This is a genomic window from Caballeronia sp. AZ1_KS37 (genome assembly GCF_023631165.1).
Taxonomy (GTDB): Bacteria; Pseudomonadota; Gammaproteobacteria; order Burkholderiales; family Burkholderiaceae; genus Caballeronia; species Caballeronia zhejiangensis.
The window spans coordinates 90065-114487 of the sequence record NZ_JALQDP010000034.1 but is presented as its reverse complement, the minus strand read 5'-3'; the positions used below and the strand labels follow the sequence as shown (position 1 = coordinate 114487).

The 24423-nt window shown below is 61.4% G+C and carries 19 protein-coding genes; 10 read left to right on the top strand and 9 right to left on the bottom strand.

The genetic code is table 11. The annotated features are described in order from the left end of the window. The first annotated feature begins 38 nt into the window (after window positions 1–38). Window positions 39–794, top strand: coding sequence for a GntR family transcriptional regulator (locus NCS00_RS21115; RefSeq protein ID WP_034470980.1), 756 nt, complete (start codon window positions 39–41; stop codon window positions 792–794). 78 nt (window positions 795–872) lie between these two features. Further along, window positions 873–1235: a hypothetical protein gene (locus NCS00_RS21110; protein ID WP_175980672.1), complete on the top strand. Its 363-nt coding sequence runs from the start codon at window positions 873–875 to the stop codon at window positions 1233–1235. Window positions 1236–1247: 12 nt separating this feature from the next. Here the strand turns inward: NCS00_RS21110 and NCS00_RS21105 are convergent, their stop codons facing one another. Then, on the bottom strand, window positions 1248–1415 hold the full coding sequence (locus NCS00_RS21105) for a hypothetical protein (protein WP_250440896.1): 168 nt from the start codon (window positions 1413–1415) through the stop codon (window positions 1248–1250). Between the two features lie 160 nt (window positions 1416–1575). On the opposite strand from NCS00_RS21105, the gene NCS00_RS21100 reads away from it, so the two are divergent. Both NCS00_RS21100 and NCS00_RS21095 read left to right on the top strand, forming a co-directional pair. After that, window positions 1576–2499, top strand: a complete 924-nt coding sequence (locus NCS00_RS21100; protein WP_008347822.1) for a DNA-3-methyladenine glycosylase family protein — start codon at window positions 1576–1578, stop codon at window positions 2497–2499. Window positions 2500–2692: 193 nt separating this feature from the next. Beyond that, window positions 2693–4663, top strand: coding sequence for an MFS transporter (locus NCS00_RS21095; protein ID WP_250440895.1), 1971 nt, complete (start codon window positions 2693–2695; stop codon window positions 4661–4663). A 5-nt stretch (window positions 4664–4668) separates the two neighbouring features. Here the strand turns inward: NCS00_RS21095 and NCS00_RS21090 are convergent, their stop codons facing one another. Further along, window positions 4669–5778, bottom strand: coding sequence for a peptidyl-alpha-hydroxyglycine alpha-amidating lyase family protein (locus NCS00_RS21090; RefSeq protein WP_284508164.1), 1110 nt, complete (start codon window positions 5776–5778; stop codon window positions 4669–4671). A gap of 145 nt (window positions 5779–5923) precedes the next feature. Here NCS00_RS21090 and NCS00_RS21085 point away from each other — a divergent pair, with 145 nt between their 5' ends. Both NCS00_RS21085 and NCS00_RS21080 read left to right on the top strand, forming a co-directional pair. Further along, entirely contained in the window at window positions 5924–6349 is a 426-nt protein-coding gene (locus NCS00_RS21085) for a hypothetical protein (RefSeq protein WP_008347819.1), read from the top strand. A 63-nt stretch (window positions 6350–6412) separates the two neighbouring features. Beyond that, entirely contained in the window at window positions 6413–6967 is a 555-nt protein-coding gene (locus NCS00_RS21080) for a TetR/AcrR family transcriptional regulator (RefSeq protein ID WP_250440893.1), read from the top strand. A gap of 1 nt (window position 6968) precedes the next feature. Here NCS00_RS21080 and NCS00_RS21075 read toward each other — a convergent pair whose 3' ends face one another. Beyond that, on the bottom strand, window positions 6969–7922 hold the full coding sequence (locus tag NCS00_RS21075) for a D-2-hydroxyacid dehydrogenase family protein (RefSeq protein WP_250436418.1): 954 nt from the start codon (window positions 7920–7922) through the stop codon (window positions 6969–6971). Between the two features lie 332 nt (window positions 7923–8254). On the opposite strand from NCS00_RS21075, the gene NCS00_RS21070 reads away from it, so the two are divergent. From NCS00_RS21070 to NCS00_RS21060, 3 genes are all read left to right on the top strand, one after another. Further along, a complete protein-coding gene (locus NCS00_RS21070; protein WP_308196632.1) occupies window positions 8255–9274 on the top strand; it encodes a hypothetical protein in 1020 nt (339 codons plus the stop codon). Window positions 9275–9445: 171 nt separating this feature from the next. Then, entirely contained in the window at window positions 9446–10786 is a 1341-nt protein-coding gene (locus NCS00_RS21065; RefSeq protein ID WP_502801593.1) for a TAXI family TRAP transporter solute-binding subunit, read from the top strand. A 27-nt stretch (window positions 10787–10813) separates the two neighbouring features. Beyond that, window positions 10814–12370 (top strand): phospholipase D family protein, encoded by a 1557-nt coding sequence (locus NCS00_RS21060; RefSeq protein WP_250440892.1) that lies wholly within the window; start codon window positions 10814–10816, stop codon window positions 12368–12370. A gap of 6 nt (window positions 12371–12376) precedes the next feature. Here the strand turns inward: NCS00_RS21060 and NCS00_RS21055 are convergent, their stop codons facing one another. The 4 genes from NCS00_RS21055 to NCS00_RS21040 form a co-directional block, all read right to left on the bottom strand. Beyond that, the gene (locus NCS00_RS21055) at window positions 12377–13354 is read right to left on the bottom strand and encodes an aldo/keto reductase (RefSeq protein WP_008347811.1); all 978 of its coding nucleotides are present in this window, start codon (window positions 13352–13354) and stop codon (window positions 12377–12379) included. A gap of 115 nt (window positions 13355–13469) precedes the next feature. Continuing rightward, entirely contained in the window at window positions 13470–14366 is an 897-nt protein-coding gene (locus NCS00_RS21050; protein WP_008347810.1) for a transglutaminase family protein, read from the bottom strand. Next, the gene (locus NCS00_RS21045; protein ID WP_250440891.1) at window positions 14363–16987 is read right to left on the bottom strand and encodes a circularly permuted type 2 ATP-grasp protein; all 2625 of its coding nucleotides are present in this window, start codon (window positions 16985–16987) and stop codon (window positions 14363–14365) included. The genes NCS00_RS21050 and NCS00_RS21045 overlap by 4 nt, the downstream gene beginning before the upstream one ends. A 37-nt stretch (window positions 16988–17024) precedes the next feature. Continuing rightward, window positions 17025–20459 (bottom strand): transglutaminase family protein, encoded by a 3435-nt coding sequence (locus NCS00_RS21040; protein ID WP_250440890.1) that lies wholly within the window; start codon window positions 20457–20459, stop codon window positions 17025–17027. A 165-nt stretch (window positions 20460–20624) separates the two neighbouring features. Between NCS00_RS21040 and NCS00_RS21035 the strand changes: the two genes are divergently transcribed. After that, window positions 20625–21695: a zinc-binding metallopeptidase family protein gene (locus tag NCS00_RS21035; protein WP_250440889.1), complete on the top strand. Its 1071-nt coding sequence runs from the start codon at window positions 20625–20627 to the stop codon at window positions 21693–21695. A gap of 10 nt (window positions 21696–21705) precedes the next feature. Here the strand turns inward: NCS00_RS21035 and NCS00_RS21030 are convergent, their stop codons facing one another. Both NCS00_RS21030 and NCS00_RS21025 read right to left on the bottom strand, forming a co-directional pair. Continuing rightward, a complete protein-coding gene (locus NCS00_RS21030) occupies window positions 21706–22701 on the bottom strand; it encodes an alpha-E domain-containing protein (protein ID WP_250436408.1) in 996 nt (331 codons plus the stop codon). A 60-nt stretch (window positions 22702–22761) separates the two neighbouring features. Then, window positions 22762–24234: a circularly permuted type 2 ATP-grasp protein gene (locus NCS00_RS21025; protein ID WP_250440888.1), complete on the bottom strand. Its 1473-nt coding sequence runs from the start codon at window positions 24232–24234 to the stop codon at window positions 22762–22764. Window positions 24235–24423 lie beyond the last annotated feature (189 nt).

Here is a 24423-nt window from a genome sequence, read left to right as displayed (position 1 = left end):
TGCGTTAAAATTGCCGCAAATAGATTGCGAGGTATTGAATGCAAAATCCCGATTTACCAGACGTGCACGTTTCGTCCTCGCTTCCGAAGCTAGAGCGCCTGCGTCTGCACGACACCGTCGTCGATCACTTGCGCGGCTTCATCGTCGAAGGCTTGCTTGCTCCCGGCGTCAAGCTCAACGAGCGCAAGCTGTGTGAGACGCTCGGCATTTCGCGCACGCCGCTGCGCGAGGCGTTGAAGGTGCTCGCGGCCGAAGGACTGATCGAGATTTCGCCGAACCGGGGCGCGTCGGTATCGCAGATGAGCGAGTTCGAAATTCGCGAGATGTTCGAATTGATGAGCGGGCTGGAGGCGTTCTCAGGCGAACTCGCGTGCGAGCGCATCACGCCGCTGGAGATCGCCGAGATCAAGGCGCTGCATTACGCGATGCTCGCGTGCCGCGCGCAGAACGATCTCTCTGGCTACTACAGCCGCAACCAGGCCATCCACGACAAGATCAACGAAGCGGCGCGCAATACGGCCTTGCGTCAGACCTACGTATCGATCAACCGGCGTCTCATGGCATTGCGCTTTCGTTCGAATTTCCAGACACCGAAGTGGGACAGCGCGATTCGCGATCACGAAGAAATGATCGAAGCGCTCGAAACGCGCGATGGCCGACGCATGGGCGAGATCCTGCGCAAGCATTTGCTCTCCAAGCGCGATGCGGTGCTCGCGGAGCGCACGTTGACGACGGTGAAGCCGGCGCCATCGAGAAAGCGCTCAACGGCCAAGCCGACGCCGGACGGGCGGTAGCGAATAGAACGGTCGCGTGATTTCGCGGAAGGTAAGGTATGGCGCGAAGGGCGTCAGAGCCTACCATCGGGGAAAACGATGACCAAGATTCGAGGGGCATGCATCGCACTCGGCGCGGCGTTCGTCATCACGGGCGCTACTTTCTATCACTCGACGGACTTCGACACTGCCCAAGCGGGAATGGACCGCGAGACCGTCGACTGTCTAACACGCGGACTCACGCGTGACGAGAAAGTCCGCATCGCCCGACTCACCACGGCGCACGACCGCGAAGGGCTTGATGCGATCTACGGCGATGTGCTCGCGCGCTGCGTCGTGCGCTCCGATCAGTGGGAGCGTCGCCCGCAACTGCTCACGAGCGCGCGCCAGATTCTTTCCCACGATCCCGAATTCAGACAGATGCTCAACGCGAGCACGATGGAACTGGCGACGCGCCGCTGATCGGCGCATCGATCACGCCGTCAGTCCGCTACCCGAGCCGATTTGGACTTCGGCGCGCGTGTTCGCGGCATGGGCGCTCAGCACGGCGATCTCACGCTGCGTGAAGTGCGTGACCGGCGCGATGGCCGCGAGCGCAGCGGTGATGACGATGGCGAGGATGCTGATCGAGATGGCGTTCATGTTCGGCTCCTTCGGTTGGCTGAGATGGACTAGCTGCTGTCGATGTGAGGCATTGTCGTCGCCGAGGGTTAGCGAAGAATGAGCTTGGCGCCGCGACGGGCATCCGGTTCGCCGGAGTAACATTCGCATTCATTCGACCATCGCACATTCGGCATTCAAAATGCATTCGACCATCAGCACATCGACCGCCACGCTCGAGCTGCCCTTCAAGCGGCCTTTCGACTGGACGCGGATGCTGAAATTTATCGGCGGTCGCGCGTCGGCGGGCGTCGAGTCGGTCGAGGACGGCGTGTATCGGCGCGCGATCGAATGGCAAGGCGCCGAGGGCACCGTCGAAGTCCGGCCGCATGAACGCAGGCATCGGCTCGTCGTGAATGTCGAGGGTGCGGTGGCGCAGCACGCCGGCGACCTCGCCGCGCCGCTCGCGCGCATGTTCGATCTGCACGCCGATCCGCACGAAATCGCTCGCTGTCTCGCCGGCGATCCGGTGCTCGCCCCGCTCGTCGAAGCCGCGCCCGGCCTGCGCGTGCCGGGTGCGTGGTCCGGCTTCGAACTTGTGGTGCGGACCATCGTCGGGCAGCAGGTGAGCGTCAAAGGCGCGTCGACGATCATGAACCGCATCGTGCAGCGCGCGGGCAAAAAGATCGAAGGCCATCCGCATGAGGGCACCGCGTGGCGCTTTCCGACGCCCGCCGAACTTGCCGCAGCGGATCTGGAGAAGATCGGCATGCCGACCAAGCGCATCGAGACCGTGCAGCGTTTCGCGCACGCGGTCGCAACCGGCGCGCTTCCTCTCGATGAACCCGGCGCCGATCCCGAACGCGTGAAACGCGACATGCTCGCCATGCCAGGCATCGGGCCGTGGACCGTCGGCTATGTCGCGATGCGTGCGCTGCGCGATCCCGACGCCTGGCCCGAAGCCGATCTCGTCCTGATGCAGGCGATCGCGCGCCGCGACCCATCGCTTGTGAAGCCCGCCCAGCAGCGCGCGCGTACCGAACGCTGGCGGCCCTGGAGAGCGTATGCGGCGATGCATCTGTGGAACGGCGTGGCAATGGAAACAGGACTTGCACACGGCGGCTGAACTCTCGGGCATGCAATCGACCGCTGTTGCATCCTGCATTCGGCATCACGCATGCAAAGTGCAAACACGGCGTCGATCATTTCGCACTATTGTCTAAAAAATGAACTAATCTGCTTCGAGCGGCCGGGCCGCTGCCGAAGCCGCAAAGCCGTGTACGTGAAAAGCGCTGACGAACCGCCATCGGGAGACGCTCATGGACGCATCATCGCAAACGACGCCCGCGCCCGAACTGCCGACAGCGCCGCGCGTGCAGAAGATCGTCGTCGCGATACACGGCATCGGCAATCAGTTGCACAGTGACACGGTGCGCTCGGTCGCGAGCCAGTTCGGCGCGCGTTATGACCCGCCGCTTCCCGTGATGCCGCTCGGCTACTTCGATATCGCGGGCGTCGGCGAAGTCGACGTGCGCCAGCTCGATCTGCCGCCGGGCGGTCCCTATACCGCGGAACAACGCGACTTCTATTCGGCGCTCGGTTTCGCGGAAGTGTATTGGGCCGACATTCCGCGCGAAGTCGTGAAGCAGGACGACACGCTCGAAGAGAGCAAGGCGTGGGGACTGTCGATCGTGAGTCGCGCGCAAGCGACCTACATGCTCAACGTCGATGAACGCAAGCTCGAACCCGCGGACTTTTCGCTCGCGTCGGGCGTCGTCGAAGAGATCGTCGAAACGGTGGCCGTCATGCAAAGCCTGCTCGCGGTGACGGAGAAAGCCGGCATTTTCAAGTTCGATCTCGCGCCGATGCTGCGCGATTATGTCGGCGACGTGCAGCTCGTCGCGGATTTCAGGCAGCATCGAGAGACCATCGTCTTTCGCTTTCATCGTGTGATGGAGCGGCTTGTTGCGCTCGCCACCGCGCGTTGTCAGTGTGCGCCCGAGGTGTATATCGTCGCGCATAGCGAAGGGACCGTGATCAGTTTTCTCGGCATCCTGCAGGCGCTATCGAGACCGACCGTCACCGACCCGAAGGACGGCAAGCAGATCATCGGTACTGACTGGGTGCAGAGTCTGCGTGGCTTCATGACCATCGGCTCGCCGATCGACAAGCACATCCTTTTATGGCCGAAGCTATGGGAAGGCATGGCGCTAAAGAGCGAACGCAAAGGCGATGCCGTCACGCAGATCGAGCGTCCAGGCGGCCCGATCACGCTGCCTTCACGCATCAGGTGGCGCAACTATTATGACTTCGGCGATCCCGTCGGCTTCGCACTCGATACGGCGCGCGCCTATCTCGGTCGTCATGGTTGTCTCGCATTCGAATTCGAGCCGGTGCATGACATTGGCTTTTCGCGCTACTGGCTGCCGGGGAAAGCGCACACCGATTACTGGACCGACGGCGATGTCTTCGGCCACTTCATCGAGAACGTCGTGCTCGACAGAAGCACCACGAAAACCCCTCAAAACAGGCATTTTCGCGGCATCGTGAGCACGGCAATTCCTTATCTTCTGAGCTTCGCGCTGCATCTGCTCGCGGTGTTCTTCATCTATAAAGCTGTCACCGCAACTTCCGATTCGGGCGCGGGCGGCACGAGCACCGCGCCCGAATTCATCTATCTCACGCGCTCGGTGTTCGCGCTCGCCTGCCTTTTGATGGGAACGACGGTTGCCGCACGCCTTCCGCGTCTCGTCAAGGCGCGAGGCACAAATCGCACGGCCGCATGGCTGCGTTGGCGCATCGTCGCGCTACTGTCGTTCGTCGCGGGTGCGCTGATCTTCTGGTTCGTGCTGTTGAGCGGCGTGGCGGCTTTTCTCGCGAGCCCGTTCGCCGATATGCTGCATCGCGATAGCGCCGATCCTGTCGTCGGCAAGGCGGTCTTCGTACTTGCGGGCCTCGTCTGCGCAATAAGCGGCTGGCTCGCGCCGCGCAAACCGCATTGGGGACGGCGTATTCTCGTCGCCCTCGGCACGCTGATGATGGTGCTGATCGTGGGCGTCAGACTATGGGGCGATCTCGCGGGCAAACCCTTGTGGCCCGTCGTGCTTGGTGGCGCTTTCTTTCTCTATGCGTGGTGGCTCGCGATCCTGATCTTCGATCTCGCATTCGTGTGGCATCGCTATGTGCGCAATTCCGTCGCGCTCGATACGTTGCGCGCGTGGCGCGAAGATCGATGCGACGCGCAGCCCAAGCCCATTATGTCGATGCGATCGAAGCCCTCGAAGCAGTGATGCGATCACCCATGCAGTAGGAGCTTCTGCACGCGCCAATTGAGCAACTCCGCGACGAACAAAGTGCCTTCTGAAGGACACGCCATTTCATGAATCCATCCGAACTGCTTCAATTGCTTGCCGGATCGTCCGAGTACGCCGAGCAATTTTCCGTCGAGCGATAACTTGTAAATCCGGCCGGGAAACGCATCGGCGGAATACAGCACTTGATTCGGCCCCGGCGAAATGCAAATGGCCCAAGGTGAACCCGGCGCAAATGTTCCCGCTGCGATCGCCGCTTCATCGGGCATGTTGCCGATAGCCGGACGCGCATCGGGCGGCACGGGTACATCGATCGTGAATTGCCGCTGAAAATTGCCTTCGCGGTCGAATACCTGAATGCGCCGGTTGCTTCGATCGGCGACATAGACAAGCCCGTTTCTATCGACAGCAATGCTATGCGGCGTATGGAATTGCCCCGGCTCCTTCCCGCGCTCGCCCCACGACTTGAGCCAGTTGCCGTCCTTGTCGACCTTCGCGACGCGCGAGTTGATGTATCCGTCGCTGATATAGGTATTTCCCGATGCGTCCCACGCGACGTCGGTGACTTGCCGGAAACGCCCCGGCTCCGAAGGCAGCGGCGGATTCGGATGCTTGAGCGGCGCAGTCTCTTCGTCCGACGCTTCCTGCTTGCGACCGAACACCATCGCGACGCGGCCTTCAGGCGTGAACTTGATGATCATGTCCGAGCCCTTGTCCGTTACCCAGACATTGTCTTGCCGATCTACTTTCACAGTATGGGCGAACGACCAGGCATAAAGGTTATGGCCGATTTCGCGCACGAAGCGTCCATTGCGATCGAATTCGAGCAGTTGCGCGGCGGCGGCGCCATAAGCGGGACCCGTGCTATTGCCGCGGGATAACACGAAGATATGCCCGGCCGAATTCAACGCCACGCCCGAGCATTCGCCGAAGTACATATCGCGAGGCAGGCGTACAGGGTCGGGGACGGAATGGTAGGCGATGGACGGTACGTCGTTATCGGCGTATGCGAGATGCGGAAAGAGCGCGAGCGCGGCGGCGCTTTGACCCGCGAGCGCAAGAAAGCGGCGGCGGCTTGCGGCGTTCGGCGCCATGTCGCAACATGGGCAATAGATCGAATGTCGAAGACTCACTGTTACTCTCCTCTTGTTCGATTCGCGATGCGAGAGGAAGTGTAGTGCATGAACTGCATTATTCACACGCGAAGTTATCAATAGCTTTCAACATGAAAAGGGCGTTATGACCGAATCCTTGCAATATCAAGTTCGAATCCGTCTCGCGCCCGAGTATGCGATGCTGGCGCGTCGAGATCCGGCAAACGAAAAGCTCGCGGCGATCAATGCGCTGCTGATCGAACACGACGCTCAATTGAAATGCCAGTACGACGCCTTCGTGGATTACGTCGCGCAGGCCGAAAGGGATGGCATCGAGCACTATCCGCTTTATCGGTGGACACGCGAAACCATCGAAAACCCGGCTAAAAAAGCGAAATATCTCGAAGCGTTCACGCTCTACGTGAATGGCGACGAAGTCTATGACAAGGCACTCGCCGATGCGCTCGAAGCCGATCTTCGATCGCTCGCGAGCGCTGCGATCACCGATATCCGCAAGTTCGACACGAACCCCGCGCATAATCCGCAACCACCGTCGTATGACAATTCATAAGGTTGACGCCGTGCATCGCCCGCGCTAAGGTTTGGTAATTCAACCAAACGTGGATCGCGCCCTGTGCAGGATCGTCGACAGACCATACTCGAAGCCGCCCTTGCCACTCTGCGCGAAGAAGGTTATTCGGGCTTCACGCAACCGCGCGTCGCTGCACGCGCGGGTCTGCGCCAGAGTCATCTGACTTATTATTTCCCCACGCGCCTCGCGTTGATCGAAGCTGTCGCGCGTACGGCCATCGATGGCCAGCTCGCCGCCGTCGATGCCTTCGCGGGCGAAGCATCGCCCAAGATCACAGCTGCATCGATCGCCAATGTCGCGATGCGCCACGAAAACACGCGCGTATTGATGGCGCTCGCGCAAGCCGCCGACGAAGAGCCAACCATTCGCAGCCTCTTTCGCGAGCTCGCGGAAGGCGTCGCGGTACGCATCACGCGCATGCTCGAAGCAATGGGTCTCGCCGTCACGAAAGAACATGTGTCGATGGTGCATGCGCTTGTCGTCGGGCTTGCGGTCATCGATCTCGCGATGGGCCGCGCGGATGGCAAGCGCCGCGCGAGCGCCGCGATCGAAACGTTGTTCTCGCTTCTGCCATCCGACAAATGGGGCGCGTCGTGATTCAACCCTGACGCGCATCGAGCCATTCGACGATATTGCGCACCGTATCGCCATAAAACGTGCGATACAACTCTTCCGCCACATAGCCGATATGCGGCGTCGCGAGCACGTTCGGCAGTGAACGCAGCACGTCGTTCGCAGCGAGCGGCTCTTCATCGTAGACGTCGATTGCCGCGCCCGCGAGCTTGCCCGACTTCAACGCATCGACGAGCGCGGCGCTATCGACGATCGGTCCGCGCGACGTGTTGACGATGCGGCTCGTCGGCTTCATCTGCGCAAATTCCCGCGCACCGACGAGATGATGCGTGCGCTCGCTGAGGCGAACATGAATCGAGAGCACGTCGGAGGTCTTGAAGAGCGTGTCCTTGTCCACTAGTTGCACGCCCTTTTCTTCCGCGCGCTCACGTGTGAGGTTCTGGCTCCACGCGATCACGTTCATGCGAAAGGCGCGGCCGATCACGCCGACGGCCGACCCTACGCGACCGAGACCGAGCAAGCCGAGCGTCTTGCCCGCGAGTTCGGTGCCGAGCGCAATCTGCCAGCCGCCCTCCTTGAGCGAGCGATTCTCGGCGGGGATGTTGCGCATCATCGAGAGAATGAGCGCCCACGTGAATTCGATCGTCGGTGTGGACGTATAGCCCGTATGCCGCACTTCGACGCCGCGTTCGGATGCGGCATCGAGATCGATCGATGCATTCGCCGCGCCCGTCGATGCAATCAGCTTAAGGTTAGGCAGGCTCTCGATGATGTCGCGCGAGAACGGCGTGCGTTCGCGCATCGCGCAGACAACATCGAAGGGGCGCAGACGTTCGAGCAACGCGCCGCGCTCCGCGATGTGATCGTTGAACACGGTAATTTCAGCGCGAGCCTCGAGCGGCGACCAGTCGGCCATCGAGAGCGCAATGTTCTGATAATCGTCGAGAACGGCGACTTTGATCGGAGTAGATGTGGCCATGATGATTTCGATTGTTATGACGATTAAGCCGGACGGCAGCAGCAAGTGACGCAATGCGCGAAATCGTGTTGCGCGCGCACTTCGCAAAGTTATTGGAAATGCTGCAAAAGCCCGTGCCATAAGGCATAGCACGATGCCATCAGCCATGACATGGCGTGAAACAAGTTACCGCGGGACTTCGCAAGACCGTTTCTCTATAGTTACTTCCGTCGCCACTCGAAACGCAACGTGGCCTAAAGAACCGAGAAGGACATCCCGTGAAAAACAGATCGACTTTCGCTTCAAACGCCCACGTTGCGTTCGCCTCCGACGCGCCCTCAAGCAAGCGCCGCGTGCGCAAGTTGCTCGTCGTCGCGGCGGCCGCCGCGCTTACGCTGTGCAGCAGCTCCGCCTTCGCGGGCTGGGCGCGTGGCGGCACGGCCTACACCGGTCGCGGCGAATACCAGGGCGCGCACGTCGGCTCGTGCGGCGGCGGCAGTTGCTCGCATGCGGGCGGCGTCGAGAATCCATGGGGCCGCGTCGGCACCAACTCCGGAACCGTTACGCGTACCGCGCCGGGCCAGTTCTCCAACTCCGGCACCGCATACGGCCCGAACGGCCGCTCGGTGCAACATGCGGGCGACACGAGCTGCGCGGGCGGCAGTTGCTCGCACACCGGCAGCGCGACCGGCCCGAACGGCAAGACCGCCACCGGCAGCGATACCGTGACGCGTACCGCGCCCGGCCAATACTCGTCATCGGGATCGGTGACGGGACCGAACGGCAACACGTCGACGCACTCAGCATCGACGAATTGCGCGGGCTACACCTGCAATCGCTCGGGCACGGTCAACACGGCCAACGGCGGCACCGTCACGCATTCAGGCAGCGCGACGAGCGTCGCGCCGGGCGTGGTCACGACGTCGGGCACCGCGACGGTCTCGAACGGGTCGCATAGCACGACGGTAGTCGGCGGCGGCACGGTGACGTCGAGCACGACGGTGGTCGCGACGGCGCCGGTCGTCACCGGAACAACCGTCGTCGCTGCGCCCGTGATCGTGCCGCCGCCCCCGCCGCCTGCGACGACCGTGGTGGTCGCACCGCCCCCGGCTTCGTCGACGGTCGTCGTCACACCGCCTCCGCCGCCGCCCGCCAAGACGGTGGTCGTCACGCCGCCTCCGCCGCCGCCCGCCAAGACGGTGGTCGTCGCTCCGCCGCCGGCCAAGACCGTGTACGTCGCGCCCGCGCCGGCTCCGGTCAGGACGGTGTATGTCGCGCCGCCCGCGAAGACCGTCTACGTGGTCCCGCATCGCGCGGTCCTGATTCCGGGCCACTGGGTCGGCAGGTTCTGGATTCCCGCACACTGGGCTTGATCGAGGATCGATTGAAAGCGAAGGCCGGCCGCATGCGAGCCGGCCTTGTCGTTTTGACCGCGCCGCGCGTTACACTGCGAAGCAACGCCGCTTCCGACACAGGCACGACATGCTCGATGTCTTTCCAGTCACGCAAGCAGTCACGAACGCACGCTCATGACGAGGCATCGCATGAAACGCCCGCATCTGCCTCGCGATCATGCGAAAGGCGTCCTGCATGACATCACATGGACGGCCGGTCCTGTCTTGCTGGTCATTGCGATCGTCGTCGCGCTCGTCTACTGGCTCGTCGATCCGGCGCCGCCCAAAACCATCACGATGAGCGCGGGTCAACCCGACAGCTCGTTCTACGTCATCTCACAGGAATACGCGAAACTGCTCGCGCGTAACGGCATCACGCTGAACGTGCTGCCTTCGGATGGCTCCGTGCAAAATCTCGAACGCTTGCTCGATCCGAAGCAGCACGTCGACCTCGCGCTCGTGCAAGGCGGGATCGCGACGAAGGAACAGGCATCGCAACTGATGTCGCTCGGCAGCGTGTCGTATGTGCCGCTTGTCGTGTTCTATCGAGGCAAGGGTCTCACCCTCCTCTCGCAACTGGAAGGCAAGCGCATCGCGATAGGCCGCGAAGGCAGCGGCACGCGCACGCTGTCGCTCAAGCTGCTGGAAGCGAACGGCATCTATCCTGGCGGCGACACGCAGCTTCTTCCGAGCGACGGCCTGCAAGCCGCGACGCAACTCGTCAGCAACGAGGCCGACGCAGTGTTTCTCTCCGGCGATTCCGCAACGCGCGGCCTGATGTTGCGCCTCTTGCGCGTGCCCGGCATCTCGGTGATGGACTTCAAGGAATCGGGCGCCTATACGCGTCTTTTTCCCTATCTCGACGATATCGAATTGCCGCCCGGTGTGCTCGATCTCGGCCGCCGCATCCCGCCGGAGACCGTGCATCTGATCAGCCCCACGGTCGAACTCGTCGCGCGGCCAAGCCTGCATCCGGCGCTATCGGACTTGCTCATCGAAGCCGCGCAGGAAGTGCACGGCTCTGCCGGTCTGCTGCAACGCGCGGGGCAATTTCCGAGTCCCGTCGCGCATGAGTATCCGATCAGCGAAGACGCGAGCCGCTATTACCGCTCGGGCAAGAGCTTCCTCTATCGCACGCTGCCGTTCTGGCTCGCGAATATCGCGGACCGCGCCCTTGTGCTGTTGCTCCCGGTCGCCGTGCTCATCTTTCCTGCGCTGCGGCTCGTGCCCGCGCTGTATCGCTGGCGCGTGCGCTCGCGCATCTATCGCTATTACGGGGCGCTGATCGCGGTGGAACGCGGCGCGATGCGCGTCACCAGCGAAGACGAACGGCGGGCGCTCGTCATCGAACTCGATTACATCGAGGAATCGCTCGATACGCTCAAGCTGCCGCTCGCCTACGCCGATGCACTCTATGTGCTGCGCGAGCATGTCAGCTTCGTGCGCGCGCGTTTGAACGAAAATTCGCGGAAGGAAAAGAACATGGCATAGTACGGACTCCGTAATTGAGGTCACGCAATGAAACTTCGTACCTGGATCGCCCTTGCTTTGACACTGTTGATGAGCGCATGCGCGAGCCTTCCGCCGCAGACGGGACGCGTGCAAACGCATGCACTGGCCGACACCGCGAACACGCGCCTCGGCACGACCTTCGCAGCGAGCGAAGCGGCGCATCCCGGCGACAATGCGTTTCATTTGCTAGCGAACGGCATGGACGCGCTCATCGCGCGCGTGATTCTGAGTGAAGCCGCGGAGCGCACGCTCGACCTCCAGTACTACATCTGGCACGACGATCTGACTGGCCGCGAAATGGCCGCATCGATCATGCGCGCCGCCGATCGCGGCGTGCGCGTGCGCCTCCTGCTCGACGACCTCGGCACCAATGCGGACGATCAGTTCCTGCTCGCGCTCGCTTCGCATCCGAACGTGCAGGTGCGGCTTTTCAATCCCGTATCGAATCGCACGTTCAAGAAGCTAGGCTCCGCGATCGAGTTCTTTCGCGTGAATCGGCGGATGCATAACAAGGCGCTCATCGCCGATAACCAGGCCGCGATTCTCGGCGGACGGAATATCGGCGACGAATACTTCGGCGCGTCGAGCACGGTCGCGTTCGGCGATCTCGATGTGCTCGTGCATGGCCCCGTCGTGCGCGACGTATCGAGCGCATTCGACCTGTACTGGAACTCGGATGCAGCCTATCCGATCGATAACCTGATGCGACGTCACGCCGACCCCGGCGCGCTCGCCGGTTATCGCCAGAAGCTCGACACGTATTTGTTGTCGGAACAGAGTTCGCCCTATGTCGCGCAAGTTCGCGAGCGTTACACCAAAGTTATCGAGGCGCACGACACGGCTTTTTCGTGGGGCAAGGCCACGCTTCTGTATGACGATCCCGCAAAGATCACGCGCGCGCCCGGCGACAGCGAAGGCCATCTGATGTCGCAATTCAAGGCGTTGGATTTCGAACCCGCGCGGGAAATGCTGATCGTGTCGCCATACTTCGTCCCGCGCAAGGAAGGCGTGCGATGGCTGCAATCGATGACATCGCGTGGCGTGCGTGTCACCGTGCTCACGAATTCTCTCGCCGCCACCGATGTCGCCGCGGTGCATGCGGGCTATCAGCGCTATCGAAAGGATATGCTCGAAGCCGGCGTGAGGCTATATGAGCTGAAGCCCGTTGCATCGAGCGACGCCGACAAGACCGCGAAGAAAACGACATTCGGATCGTCGAAGGCGTCGCTCCATGCGAAGACATATGTGTTTGATCGCAAGCGCATCTTCATCGGCTCGATGAATCTCGATCCGCGTTCCGTTGAGTTGAACACGGAAATCGGCGTCTATTGCGAAAGCGCGGATGCGGCCGAGTATGTGGCTGACGGCATCGGCACGAACATCGATCACATTGCGTGGCGCGTCGAATTGCACGATGACGGCAACGGCGGCAAACGCATGGTTTGGATCGACACCGACGCAAACGGCAACACGACCGAACTCGATAGCGAGCCGGACGTGTCTGCGCTCAAACGCGCAGGGATCTGGATGCTCGGGATCTTGCCGATCGAATCGCAGTTATGATTCGCGTCATTTGAAACCGGACACGGCATGCGGCACATACGGTGCTTCGAGTTGCGCGATCTCGTCCGCCGTGAGATTCAGCGATAAGGCCGCGACCGCATCGCTCACATGTCCCGGTTTCGATGCACCGATGATCGGCGCGCTCACTGGCGCCTTCTGCGCAACCCACGCGAGCGCCACTTGCGCACGCGGCACGCCGCGCGCCTTCGCGACTGCAGCCACGGCTTCGACGACCGCGCGATCGGCATCGTCGGTGCGATACAGCGTGCTGCCGAAGGTATCCGATTCCTGACGCGCGCTCGTCGCGTCCCATTCGCGCGTGAGACGGCCGCGCGCAAGCGGACTCCAGGGCAACACGCCGATGCCCTGATCTCTGCAAAGCGGCATCATCTCGCGTTCTTCCTCGCGATACAGCAGATTCAAATGATTCTGCATCGTTCTGAACTCGGTCCATCCGTTCGCGCGAGAGGTATAGAGCGCTTTGCTGAACTGCCACGCATACATCGACGATGCGCCGATATAACGCGCCTTGCCCGCCTTCACGACATCATGTAGTGCTTCGAGCGTTTCCTCAATCGGCGTCGTGTAATCCCATCGATGAATCTGATAGAGATCGACGTAATCGGTCCCGAGCCGCTTCAGGCTGTTATCGATTTCGTTGAAGATCGCCTTGCGCGAGAGCCCCGCGCCATTCGGACCGGGACGCATGCGATTGAATACCTTCGTCGCGATGACGATGTCGTCGCGCTTCGTGAAATCGCGCAGCGCACGTCCGACGATTTCCTCCGACGTGCCGTCCGAGTAAGTATTGGCAGTGTCGAAGAAATTGATGCCCGCGTCCAATGCTTCCTTGATGAGCGGACGGCTCTTTTCCTCATCGAGCGTCCAGGGATGCGTGCCACGATCGGGCGCGCCGTAGGTCATGCAACCAAGACAGAGCCGCGACACCTCGAGACCGGTCGAGCCCAGTTTCACGTATTCCATCGTGCGAATCTCCTTGCAAAGCGAAAGGCATGCGCTAAAGCCTGCGCATGGCGACGAAAGCCCTAAACATTAACGCAGTATGGGATCGCGTGCTTTCTTTGCATGGACATGCACCTTATAACGCCAGCACATTCACCGCCACATCCACATGGTGCGCGCCTCCGCCGAGAATCATCCCGCGCAGCAACGACACATCGCTGTAATCGCGCCCCGTCGCGAGCGTCACATGGTCGAGGTCCGCGAGCACATCATTGGTCGGATCGAGGTCGATCCATCCGCTTTGCGGACAATGCACCGACACCCACGCATGCGAAGCATCGGCGCCGATCAACCTCGGGTGCCCCGGCGGCGGATCGTTGCGCAGATAGCCGCTCACATAACGAGCAGGCAATCCAAGCGCACGCAGGCAGCCGATCATCACTTGCGAGAAGTCCTGACACACGCCATGACGCAATTCGAACGCACGCGATGCGGGCGTATCGAACGCAGTCGCAGACGGTTTGTAGTCGAAGTCCGCATGAATGCGATGCATCAGATCGATGGCGCCCGCGACGAGCGGCGTGCCCTTATCGAAGCTCGCTTGCGCATACGCGCGCAATGCATGATCGAGCGAGATATTGGGCGACGCATAACAGAATTCGCTTTCCGGATAGAACGAACCACTCGCGCTGTAGCGCAAGCGATCCGCGACATCTTCCCAAGGCGGCGTCGCTTCGGCATCGAGCGCATCCCAGCGCGGCGTAAGCCGGACCGTGGTTTCGCTCGTCATCGAAAGCCGTTCGTGCGGCGCATCGAGCGAGAAGTACAACACGTCATTGCCGAATGCATCGACGCGGCTATGCACATAAGACGGTACCGGATCGATGCGCTCGGTATGCGAGATAACCTGCTGCCAGGGGCAATGCAGCGGACGGATCGTCGCCAGGTGCTGCGCGATTTCGACGGGCGTCGAGTATCGATAGGTGGTCCGATGCGTGACCGCGAGCACGGTATCGTTCAGGCCAAGGCTCATGACGACACCTGTGCGGCAAGCGTATTCGCGTGACTGAAGTAGCGCGCGCTGACTTCGTTCGATGCCGCGCTGACCGACGCAACGAGCCGGTCGCATACCGCGATCAGCGCATCGTGACGGCCATCGGCCCGCGTTTCGCAGAGCGCGGTGAGATCGGGCAACGCATCGGCGTGAACGAGAAGATCAGCGAAACGTGTCGCTTGTGCGCGGCGTGCGCCACCGGCTGCGGCAGCGATCTCATCGAGCTTCGTACGCAAGCGCGAGTACACCCCATAGAGTCCGCGCGGATTGGTTTGATCGATGACGATGAGATCGATCAACGCCGGCACTTCGAGTCTTCCCGGATAAAGCGAGCGATACGTGAGCGTGCTGTCGAAGAGTTGCAAGAGAAGATCGAAGCCCGCGGGCGACGCGAGCGTGCCCCGCTCGGCGACGACATGCAGGATCGTAGCCATCGTCGATACGCGTTCGATATGTCTTCCGATGAAGAGCAGCCGCCATGCTTCATCACGCGTCATGCGATCGCCTTGCGCGCCGCTGATTGCGGACAATTGCGTCGCAAGATGTTCGAGCGCGCCTGCAAGCATCACGCGATCGTAATCGCGGCCGATGCGAACCGTGCCTTCATCTGCCTTATCGCTCGGCGAGAGACGCGCGAGCGCATCACGAAAGTCGTTGCGCGATGCGAGGATCGTGCGCCAGTGGTCCGTCGAAAGCCGGTCGCGAATTTCGCCACATGCGCGCGCCTGATCCGCGAGATTGTCGCCGATGCTCGTCGCTTTGCTCGATTCCGGCAAGCCCGCGACGAGCACACGTTCGAACGCTTGCGGCGTGCTGCGCGCGAGCGTTTCGCCCGATGGGATGAGTCCGCATTGCGATGCGAGTTCAGTGAGCGTCGGAAAGAGCTCTTCAGCATCGTTGCCATCGAGCATGCCGAGCAGAAGGCGGCACAAGCGCACGTTGTTTTCCGCGCGCTCGCCATAACGACCCGCCCAGAAAAGATTCTCCGCGGCTCGGCTCGACACGATGCGATGCTTGCGCAGCTCGCCCGGCTTCATCGGCGTCGGTTGCAACGACACGGCGCTGCTGGGCTGGCTCGACATCACCCATGTATCGACGCTGCTGCCGCCGAACTGCATCGACACGGTCGCGCGCTTGTCGGCCGCGAGCCGCGTGAAGCCGCCTGGCATCACGCTCCAGCTTCCGTCGATGTTGGCGATCGCATAGGCGCGCAGCACGCATGGACGCGAGCCGAGCGCGCCATCATGAAAGCGCGGCGCCGTGGAGAACGGCAGATTCTCCTGCACCGTGAAGACATCCGGCGCGCGTTCGATGCGTTCGCGCCATGCCGAAAGCGCCTGCACGCCCGCATCGATGCCCGGTGCGTGATCGGCCTGCGCGCCAGGCCATGTCGGCGCGATGAGCGCGTGATCGAGGCGCTCGAATACTTCGGACCGCGCGGCTTCTTCGCCGCACCACCATGTCGGCACCGTCGGCAATTCCAGGGTTTCATCCAGCAAGGCTTGCGCAATGCCCGGCAAAAACGCGTTGAGCGCGGGGGATTCCGTGAAGCCCGCGCCCGGCACGTTCGACACCATCACATTGCCCGCACGCATGACCTGCAGCAAGCCGGGCACGCCGATGGTGGAGTCCGCGCGCAATTCGACGGGATCGCAGAATGCATCGTCAAGACGCCGTATCACTGCGTGCACGCGCGACAGGCCGGCAAGCGTCTTCAGATAGAGCTTGTCGTGCCGCACCGTGAGGTCCTTGCCTTCGACGAGCGTCACGCCCAGATATCGCGCGAGAAACACATGCTCGAAGTAAGTCTCGCTGAATGGGCCGGGACTCAGCAACGCGATATGCGGCGCATCGTTCGATGCATCGCTGCGGCCGTCGTCGTCATCGTTCATCGTCGCGCGAGCCGCTTGCGCGATCGTCGCGATGAGTTGCGAATAGGTCGCCGCGAGACGGCTCACATGCATCGCGCGAAAGGGATCGGCGAAGAGGCTCGAGACGATCAATCTGTTTTCGAGCGCATAACCCAAACCGGAAGGCACTTCGGTGCGATGCGCGATGACCGTCCACGAGCCGGATGGCGCGCGCGCGAGATCGACAGCGACGATCTGCAGAAAGCGGCCGCACGGCGGCATGAAACCCTTCACCGCGCGCAAGTAGCCGGGATGCCCGAAGACGAGCGCGCCCGGCAGCAGGCCGCGATGCAGCAATGTCTGCGGACCATAGACATCCGCGACGATCGCTTCCATCAAGCGCGCGCGTTGCGCAACGCCGCGCTCGATCAGCGCCCACTCTTCTTCATCGATGATGAGCGGCAGGAGATCGAGCGACCACGCACGCGGCTTGCCGTTATCGGCATACACGTTGTACGTGATGTCGTTGTCGCGCACCTGCTGCGCGACGGCGGCGACGCCATCGTCGAGCCGCTCGACGCCCTGCTCGCCGAGCAATTCGAAAAACTGACGCCAGGGCTCACGCAACTGGCCTGCCGCGTCGCGCAATTCGTCCCAATGCCCTTCGCGCGCGGGCAGCGTGCGCAGCAGCGCGAGCGCATCGATGCGGGCCGAGGCGATGTCGAAAGGCAAGGTCGATTGATAGGCCAATGTCGTCTCTGTTCTTTATTCGAATGATGATTGCACTTCAACGATAGCGCAGGTCGAGCGTGAACGGGAATTCGAGGCTGCGTTCGCGGGCTTCGACACGCATCGCACCGGGCGTGTGTCCTGTCGCGAAGAAGCGTGCGCGCCTGCGGCTTTCGGCTTCATAGGCGTTGACCGGGAAGGTTTGATAGTTGCGTCCGCCCGGATGCGCGACGTGGTACTGACATCCGCCGATCGCGCGTCCGGTCCATGTATCGACGATATCGAAGGTAAGCGGCGCATGTACGTCGATGGTCGGATGCAGGGATGCGGCTTGCGACCACGCGCGAAAGCGCACGCCGGCCACGTATTCGCTTACGCGCCCTGTAGGTTGCAGCGGCAGCGTCTCGCCATTGACAGTTACGACATGCCGATTGCCATTCAGGCCGAGCACGCGCACTTCGAGACGTTCGACGGATGAATCGACGAAACGCACCGTGCCGCCGATCGCGCCCTCTTCGCCCATGACGTGCCACGGTTCGAGTGCATTGCGGATCGTGAGCGCGATGCCGTTCGTATCGTATGCGCCGACGAGTGGGAAGCGGAACTCGAAATGCGGCGCGAACCAGCTTCGCTCGAATGCGAAGCCCGCTTCGCGCAACTCGCTGAGCACGTCGTCGAAATCCAACTGCACGAAAGTGCCGAGCATGAACCGGTCATGCAGTTCGGTGCCCCAGCGCGTGAGTCGCGCGGTATAGGGCGCGTTCCAAAATCGTGCAACGAGCGCGCGCAACAACAGTTGTTGCACGAGACTCATGCGCGCGTGCGGCGGCATTTCGAAGCCGCGCAGTTCGAGCAGGCCGAGCCGGCCAGTGGGTCCGTCGGGCGAATACAGCTTGTCGATGCAAAACTCCGCGCGGTGCGTGTTGCCCGTTACGTCGATCAGGATGTTGCGCAAAATGCGGTCGATAAGCCACGGCGGCACAGTGGCATTGCCGCGTCCGCCGAGCATATCGAGTTGTCTTTGCAGTTCGGCGAACGCGATCTCGAGTTCATAGACCTGATCGTTGCGTGCTTCGTCGACGCGCGGCGCCTGACTCGTCGGACCGATAAAAAGCCCTGAAAACAGCATCGACAGCGATGGATGGTTATGCCAGTACGCGATCAGGCTCGCAAGCAGATCGGGGCGACGAAGGAATGGACTGTCGGCGGGTGTCGCACCGCCAAGCACGAAGTGATTGCCGCCGCCGGTGCCGGTGTGCCGGCCATCGAGCATGAATTTCTCGGGGCTTAAATACGACTCGTGCGCCGCGTTGTACAAGAACTCCGTGTGTTCGACAAGATCGTTCCAGTTCGCAGCCGGATGAATGTTCACCTCGATCACGCCCGGATCCGGCGTCACCTGGAGCATCTTGAGACGCGCATCGCGCGGCGGCGGATAGCCTTCGACAATGACCGGAATCTTCAGATCGGAAGCCGTGGCTTCGATGGCCGCAAGCAGATCGAGATAGTCGTCGAGTTCGGTGAGCGGCGGCATGAAGACATGCATCAGCTTGTTGCCGTTGCCGAGCTTTTCGAGGGCGTCGGCTTCCGCTTTCGGACCGGCCGCGCGCGCGGGGTCACGCGCTTCCACGCACACAGCGGTCCGCGCGATCCAGCCAGCCGACTCGCCGCGTTGCGGGACGCGCTCCCGCGACGGACCCGTTGCCATTGCATGCCGCGTTCCGACCGCATCGGCATTTTGCATGCGCGATTCATTATCCAAATCCGCATATTGCATGCGTAATTCAGTCGCGGTGCGCAATGGCGTCGACGGCGCGAACGGATCGTGCGCGTGCTGCCACGGATAATCGCCTTCCGAAACCCACGGCAGCGAGTCGAGCGGCAAACGGTAGCCCATCGGCGAATCGCCCGGAATCAGGTACATGCGCTCGTCGCGGAAGAACCACGGACCGCTGGTCCAGCGGCCCGGCTGCATCGTGGGGGCGTCTTCGCGCGAAATCGGCAGCGCGTAGCCCGTAATCGACGGAAGTCCTGCATCGAACACACGCCGCAGCCGGGCGCGCTCGAGTTCGTCGTCCAGACGCGAGTCGAAAGGATCGACGTTCACCGGCAAGCGGCGTTCGCGCCACAGGTAGTACCACGTATCCTCGTACGCGGGTTGAATGTATTTTGAATCCAAAGACAACTTGCCAGCGAGATGACGAATGAAGCGCGCGGCGTCATCCGATGTGTACGACGCCGGTTGACGTTCGTCCGCAAAAAGCGACGGATCGTGCCAGCACGGTTCGCCATCCGCGCGCCAGAAAAGCGACAGCGCCCAGCGCGGCAATTGCTCGCCCGGATACCACTTGCCCTGTCCGATGTGCAGGAAGCCGCTTGCGCCGTACTGCGCGCGCAGCTTGTCCATCAGCGAAACGGCGTAGGCGCGCTTCGTCGGGCCCAGCGCATCGGTGTTCCATTCCGGTTCATCGCGATCGCGAACCGAAACATAAGTCGGCTCGCCACCCATGGTGAGACGCACATCGGATGCATTCAATCGCGCATCCACCTGCTCGCCCATACGCAGCACCGCGTTCCAGTCTTCCTCGCTATAAGGCTTCGTCACGCGCGGCGTTTCGAGCACGCGCTCGATCGACATCGCATGAACGAATTCGACTTCGCATTTGTCAATCGCGCCAGAGACCGGTGCCGCACTGTCCGGCTCCGGCGTGCACGCGACCGGAATATGTCCTTCGCCGGCGAGCAGGCCGGAAGTAGGATCGAAGCCTATCCAGCCCGCTCCAGGCAGGAACACTTCGCACCACGCGTGCAGGTCGGTGAAGTCCACTTCGGTGCCGCTCGGGCCATCGAGCGATTTGGTATCCGGTGCGAGCTGCAACAGATAGCCCGACACGAAACGCGCCGCCAGCCCGAGATGACGCAGCGTTTCCACGAGCAGCCAGCCCGAATCCCGGCACGAACCCGCCGCGCTTTCAAGCGTTTCCTCGGGCGTCTGCACGCCCGGCTCCATGCGGATCAGATAGCGAATCTCGTGGGATAGCCTTTGATTCAATTCGACGAGAAAATCGATCGTCGCGCGCGGGGAGCGATCGATACTTTCGACAAATGCGGCAAAGCGCGGAGTCGGCTCACGCTTGACCATGTAAGGCGCGAGATCATGCAGCAATTCTGGCGCATAGCTGAATGGAAACTTTTCGGCGGCCGGTTCGAGAAAAAAGTCGAACGGGTTATAGACGGCCATTTCCGCAACGAGATCGACCGTTACCTTGAATTCGCGCGTTTTCTCGGGGAAAACCAGTCGCGCCTGATAGTTCGCGAACGCGTCCTGCTGCCAGTTGATGAAATGATCCTCTGGCTCGACACGCATCGAATACGACACGATCGGCGTCCGGCAATGGGGCGCAGGCCGCAAGCGCACGACTTGCGGCGAAAGACCGACGAGCCGGTCATAGCGATAGTGCGTGACATGGTTCAACGCGACACGAATGGACACACCGGACTCCTTTGCTCAATTGACGCCGCGCACGCAAGCCGCGCTGCAACGCGTTTTTCTGCTTGTCATGGAAAAAACGTTCTGACTACGGCACGATGTTTGCGACTGCTTCGCCGATAGCGCGCACACTGAACCTCGCGCAATAACACTTCCGCCGACCACACGATGAAGACCTTTCACTGCAATCGCTGCAACCAGCTCGTGTTCTTCGAGAACACGCATTGCGAAAACTGCGGCGCGCGGCTCGGCTATGTGCCCGAGATCAGTCAGATCAGCGCCTTCGAAGAAAACGGGGACGGTCGCTGGCGCAGCCTGCATCCGCTCGCCAAAGATCTCCTCTATCGGCCGTGCCATAACTACGTGGTCGAAAATGTCTGCAACTGGGTCGTTCCTGCGCCCGACGTCGATCCGGCCGACCCGCTGTGCTGCTCGTGCCAATTGACGAGCACCATTCCCAACCTCTCGAATCCGGAAAACCGCGTCTACTGGTATCGCATCGAAGCCGCGAAGCGCCGCCTGCTGTACACGTTTTCCGAGTTGGGCCTGCCCGTGAAGTCGCGTCAGGAAGATCCCGAGCGCGGCCTCGAATTCCAGTTTCTCGAAGCGGATGCGCAAGGCCATGGCGTAATGACGGGCCATAACAACGGCATCATCACGCTCAACATCGCTGAAGCTGACGATGCTCATCGCGAGAAAACGCGCTCTGCGCTTCACGAGCCGTATCGCACCTTGCTCGGTCATTTCCGTCATGAATCCGGGCACTACTTCTTTGATCGCCTGATCGCGGACACCGCTCGCATCGCACCGTTTCGCACTGCATTCGGCGACGAACAAGCCGACTACGCCGCCGCACTCGACCGCCATTACCAGGAAGGTCCGCCCGCTCAATGGGAAGACAACTTCATCAGTGCCTACGCCACGATGCATCCGTGGGAAGACTGGGCGGAGACCTGGGCGCATTATCTGCATATCGTCGACACGCTCGATACCGCCGTATCGTGCGGCCTCGTGCTCGTGCCCGATAGTCCGCACGAGCCGACGCTTACCGATCAGACGCCCGTCGACGAAACCACGTTTGATAACCTCATGAAACGCTGGTTTCCACTCACTTATGTCCTGAATAGCCTGAATCGCAGTCTCGGCATGCCCGACGGCTATCCGTTCACGCTCGCGCCGCCTGTCATCGACAAGCTCCGCTTCGTGCATCGTGTCGTCGCGGCGGCGGCCAAACGCTGAACGCACGCGCTCAGCCTTTGCTTTGCGACTGCGACTGCGTTTGCGATTGCATCGGCGGTTCCGGCGCGATCGGCAACAGAAAGTCGCGGCTCACACGGCCTGCGAGATCGTTCACGCGCGCGAGGAAATCCACGAGATAAGCGTGTAATCCGCCTTTCAGGATGTCGACGATGCGCCCGTTCTTCAGTTCCGAACTCAATTGCGCGGCGAGCCTCGCCGCTTCCGTATCCCGCCCTTTCGTCACGTGGCCGATCAACTGCTCCACTTCTGCGATGCTCGCTGCAAGGGAACGCGGCCAGTCGCCATAAAGAATCAGCAGCCCCGCCACGCGTTCGGGCGTAATGACATCGCGATAAACGCGGCGATACACCTCAAAACCCGATACCGACCCGAGCACCGCCACCCAATGGTGATAATCGAACGGCTGTGCGGAAGTATCCGCGCGCTGTTCCATCATTTCAAACTTGACGTCGAGAATGCGCGCTGTATTGTCCGCCCGTTCGATGAAAGTGCCGAGACGCATGAAATAGAACGCATCGTCCTTTACGAGCGTGCCGAGCTGCACGCCGCGCGAAAGATGCGAGCGGAACTTCACCCATTCGAAGAACGTATAGGGTTCGCGCTCGAGAATGCCGTCGGCAAGCATGCGCTGACAGTCGAGCCACGTCGTGTTGAGCGATTCCCATAACTCGCTGTTGGTCGAACTGCGCACGGCCCGCGCATTTTCGCGTGCAGCACGCAAACAACTGACGATGGACGAAGGATTCGACAGATCGCGCGCCATGAAGTCGATCACGTCGCGGCTTTTCATGCCGTGATGCGCGGCTGAATAAATTCCACTCAATTCCGATATCGACAACATCGCGCGCCATCCCAGTTCCGCATACTCATCGGACTGCGGCAAAAGCGAGAGCTGATAGTTCGCATCGAGCATCCGGGCGGTGTTTTCGGCGCGTTCGGTATAGCGCGCCATCCAGAAGAGATGATCCGCGGTACGGCTCAGCATGGGTGATCCCGGTTGTTTGTCGTTGTCTTTGGTGACGCAGCGCTTTATTTATGACTGACCTCAGCGCTCGAGTACCCACGTATCTTTTGTGCCACCGCCTTGCGATGAATTCACGACGAGCGAACCTTCCCGCAATGCAACCCGCGTCAGGCCTCCCGGCACCATTCGCACTTCAGTGCCCGATAGCACGAACGGACGCAGATCGATGTGACGCGGCGCGATTCCTGTCTCCACATATGTCGGACAGGTGGAAAGTGCGAGCGTCGGCTGCGCGATGTACTTCTCCGGATGCGCTTCGAGCACAGCACGAAACTCTGCAATCTGCGCCGCGGTCGAAGCCGGGCCGACCAGCATGCCGTAACCGCCCGCGCCATGCGTCTCCTTTACGACGAGTTCGGGAAGATGGTCGAGCACATACTTCAGATCATCCGGCTTGCGGCACATCCACGTCGGCACATTGTTGAGAATCGGCTCTTCGCCGAGATAAAAGCGCACCATGTCCGGCACATACGGATAGATCGATTTATCGTCCGCGATGCCCGTCCCCACCGCGTTGCATAACGAGACGTTACCCGCGCGGTATGCACCGATCAAACCGGGCACGCCGAGCGCGGAATCCGGCCGGAACACGAGCGGGTCGAGAAAGTCATCGTCGATGCGGCGATAGATCACGTCGACGCGCTGCGGCCCTTGTGTCGTACGCATATACAGATAATCGTTCTCGACAAAGAGATCCTGCCCTTCGACGAGTTCGACACCCATCTGCTGCGCCAGAAACGCGTGCTCGAAATAAGCCGAGTTATACATCCCCGGTGTCATCACGACGATGGTCGGATTTTCGACTGCCGCGGGCGCGGCCGCGCGCAAGGTATCGAGCAGCAAGTCCGGATAGTGCGCCACCGGCGCCACGCGATTGCGCGCGAATAGATCGGGAAATAGCCGCATCATCATCTTGCGGTTCTCGAGCATGTACGAAACGCCCGATGGCACGCGCAAGTTATCTTCGAGCACATAAAACTCACCCTGCCCGGCTCGCACGATATCGATGCCCGCGATGTGCGCGTAAATATCGCGCGCAACATCGACGCCACGCATCTCGGGACGATATTGAGCGTTGCCGAGTATCTGCGCCTCGGGAATGATGCCCGCGCGAATGATGTCCTGCTGATGATAGATATCGTGGATGAAGCGGTTGAGCGCGTTCACGCGCTGCCGCAGGCCGCGCTCCAACGCGCGCCATTCATCGGCGGGGAAGATGCGCGGAATGACATCGAATGGAATCGTGCGCTCCGGAATGATGCCGGGCAGATCGCTCGTTCCGTAGACCGCGAAGGTTATGCCGACACGCCTGAAGTTGAGATCCGCTTCGGCGCGTTTGAGATCGATCTGCTGCTCGCTTTGAGCGGAAAGCCAGGCCATGAAATCGCGGTAATGCGAGCGTGGATCACCCACGCCGCGAAATGCCACCGCCGGCAACCCGCGCGCCTCCAGATCGCTGCGCTCGAACATCTCGTTGAAGAATGCTTGCGTCATAGCCGGTCTTCCAAATGAAGTGCATGCCGGGGCGTCGATTCCCCTTCGCTCGTATTCCTGGTTGCACTCGCAAACGCTTGAAGAGCCCGAAAGACGCGACGTACCCGACCGCATGGTACGTCGATAGGCGACCTCGAAGCGCGATGCTCACTTATCCGTCACACCATTGCTGTGTGAAGCATCGATTGC

Excerpts from the sequence above, each read along its gene's own strand:
- NCS00_RS21115 (WP_034470980.1), top strand. The coding sequence starts at position 39 with ATGCAAAATCCCGATTTACCAGACGTGCACGTTTCGTCCTCGCTTCCG.
- NCS00_RS21110 (WP_175980672.1), top strand. The coding sequence starts at position 873 with ATGACCAAGATTCGAGGGGCATGCATCGCACTCGGCGCGGCGTTCGTC.
- NCS00_RS21105 (WP_250440896.1), bottom strand. The coding sequence starts at position 1,415 with ATGAACGCCATCTCGATCAGCATCCTCGCCATCGTCATCACCGCTGCG.
- NCS00_RS21100 (WP_008347822.1), top strand. The coding sequence starts at position 1,576 with ATGCATTCGACCATCAGCACATCGACCGCCACGCTCGAGCTGCCCTTC.
- NCS00_RS21095 (WP_250440895.1), top strand. The coding sequence starts at position 2,693 with ATGGACGCATCATCGCAAACGACGCCCGCGCCCGAACTGCCGACAGCG.
- NCS00_RS21090 (WP_284508164.1), bottom strand. The coding sequence starts at position 5,778 with ATGGCGCCGAACGCCGCAAGCCGCCGCCGCTTTCTTGCGCTCGCGGGT.
- NCS00_RS21085 (WP_008347819.1), top strand. The coding sequence starts at position 5,924 with ATGACCGAATCCTTGCAATATCAAGTTCGAATCCGTCTCGCGCCCGAG.
- NCS00_RS21075 (WP_250436418.1), bottom strand. The coding sequence starts at position 7,922 with ATGGCCACATCTACTCCGATCAAAGTCGCCGTTCTCGACGATTATCAG.
- NCS00_RS21065 (WP_502801593.1), top strand. The coding sequence starts at position 9,446 with ATGAAACGCCCGCATCTGCCTCGCGATCATGCGAAAGGCGTCCTGCAT.
- NCS00_RS21060 (WP_250440892.1), top strand. The coding sequence starts at position 10,814 with ATGAAACTTCGTACCTGGATCGCCCTTGCTTTGACACTGTTGATGAGC.
- NCS00_RS21055 (WP_008347811.1), bottom strand. The coding sequence starts at position 13,354 with ATGGAATACGTGAAACTGGGCTCGACCGGTCTCGAGGTGTCGCGGCTC.
- NCS00_RS21050 (WP_008347810.1), bottom strand. The coding sequence starts at position 14,366 with ATGAGCCTTGGCCTGAACGATACCGTGCTCGCGGTCACGCATCGGACC.
- NCS00_RS21035 (WP_250440889.1), top strand. The coding sequence starts at position 20,625 with ATGAAGACCTTTCACTGCAATCGCTGCAACCAGCTCGTGTTCTTCGAG.
- NCS00_RS21030 (WP_250436408.1), bottom strand. The coding sequence starts at position 22,701 with ATGCTGAGCCGTACCGCGGATCATCTCTTCTGGATGGCGCGCTATACC.
- NCS00_RS21025 (WP_250440888.1), bottom strand. The coding sequence starts at position 24,234 with ATGACGCAAGCATTCTTCAACGAGATGTTCGAGCGCAGCGATCTGGAG.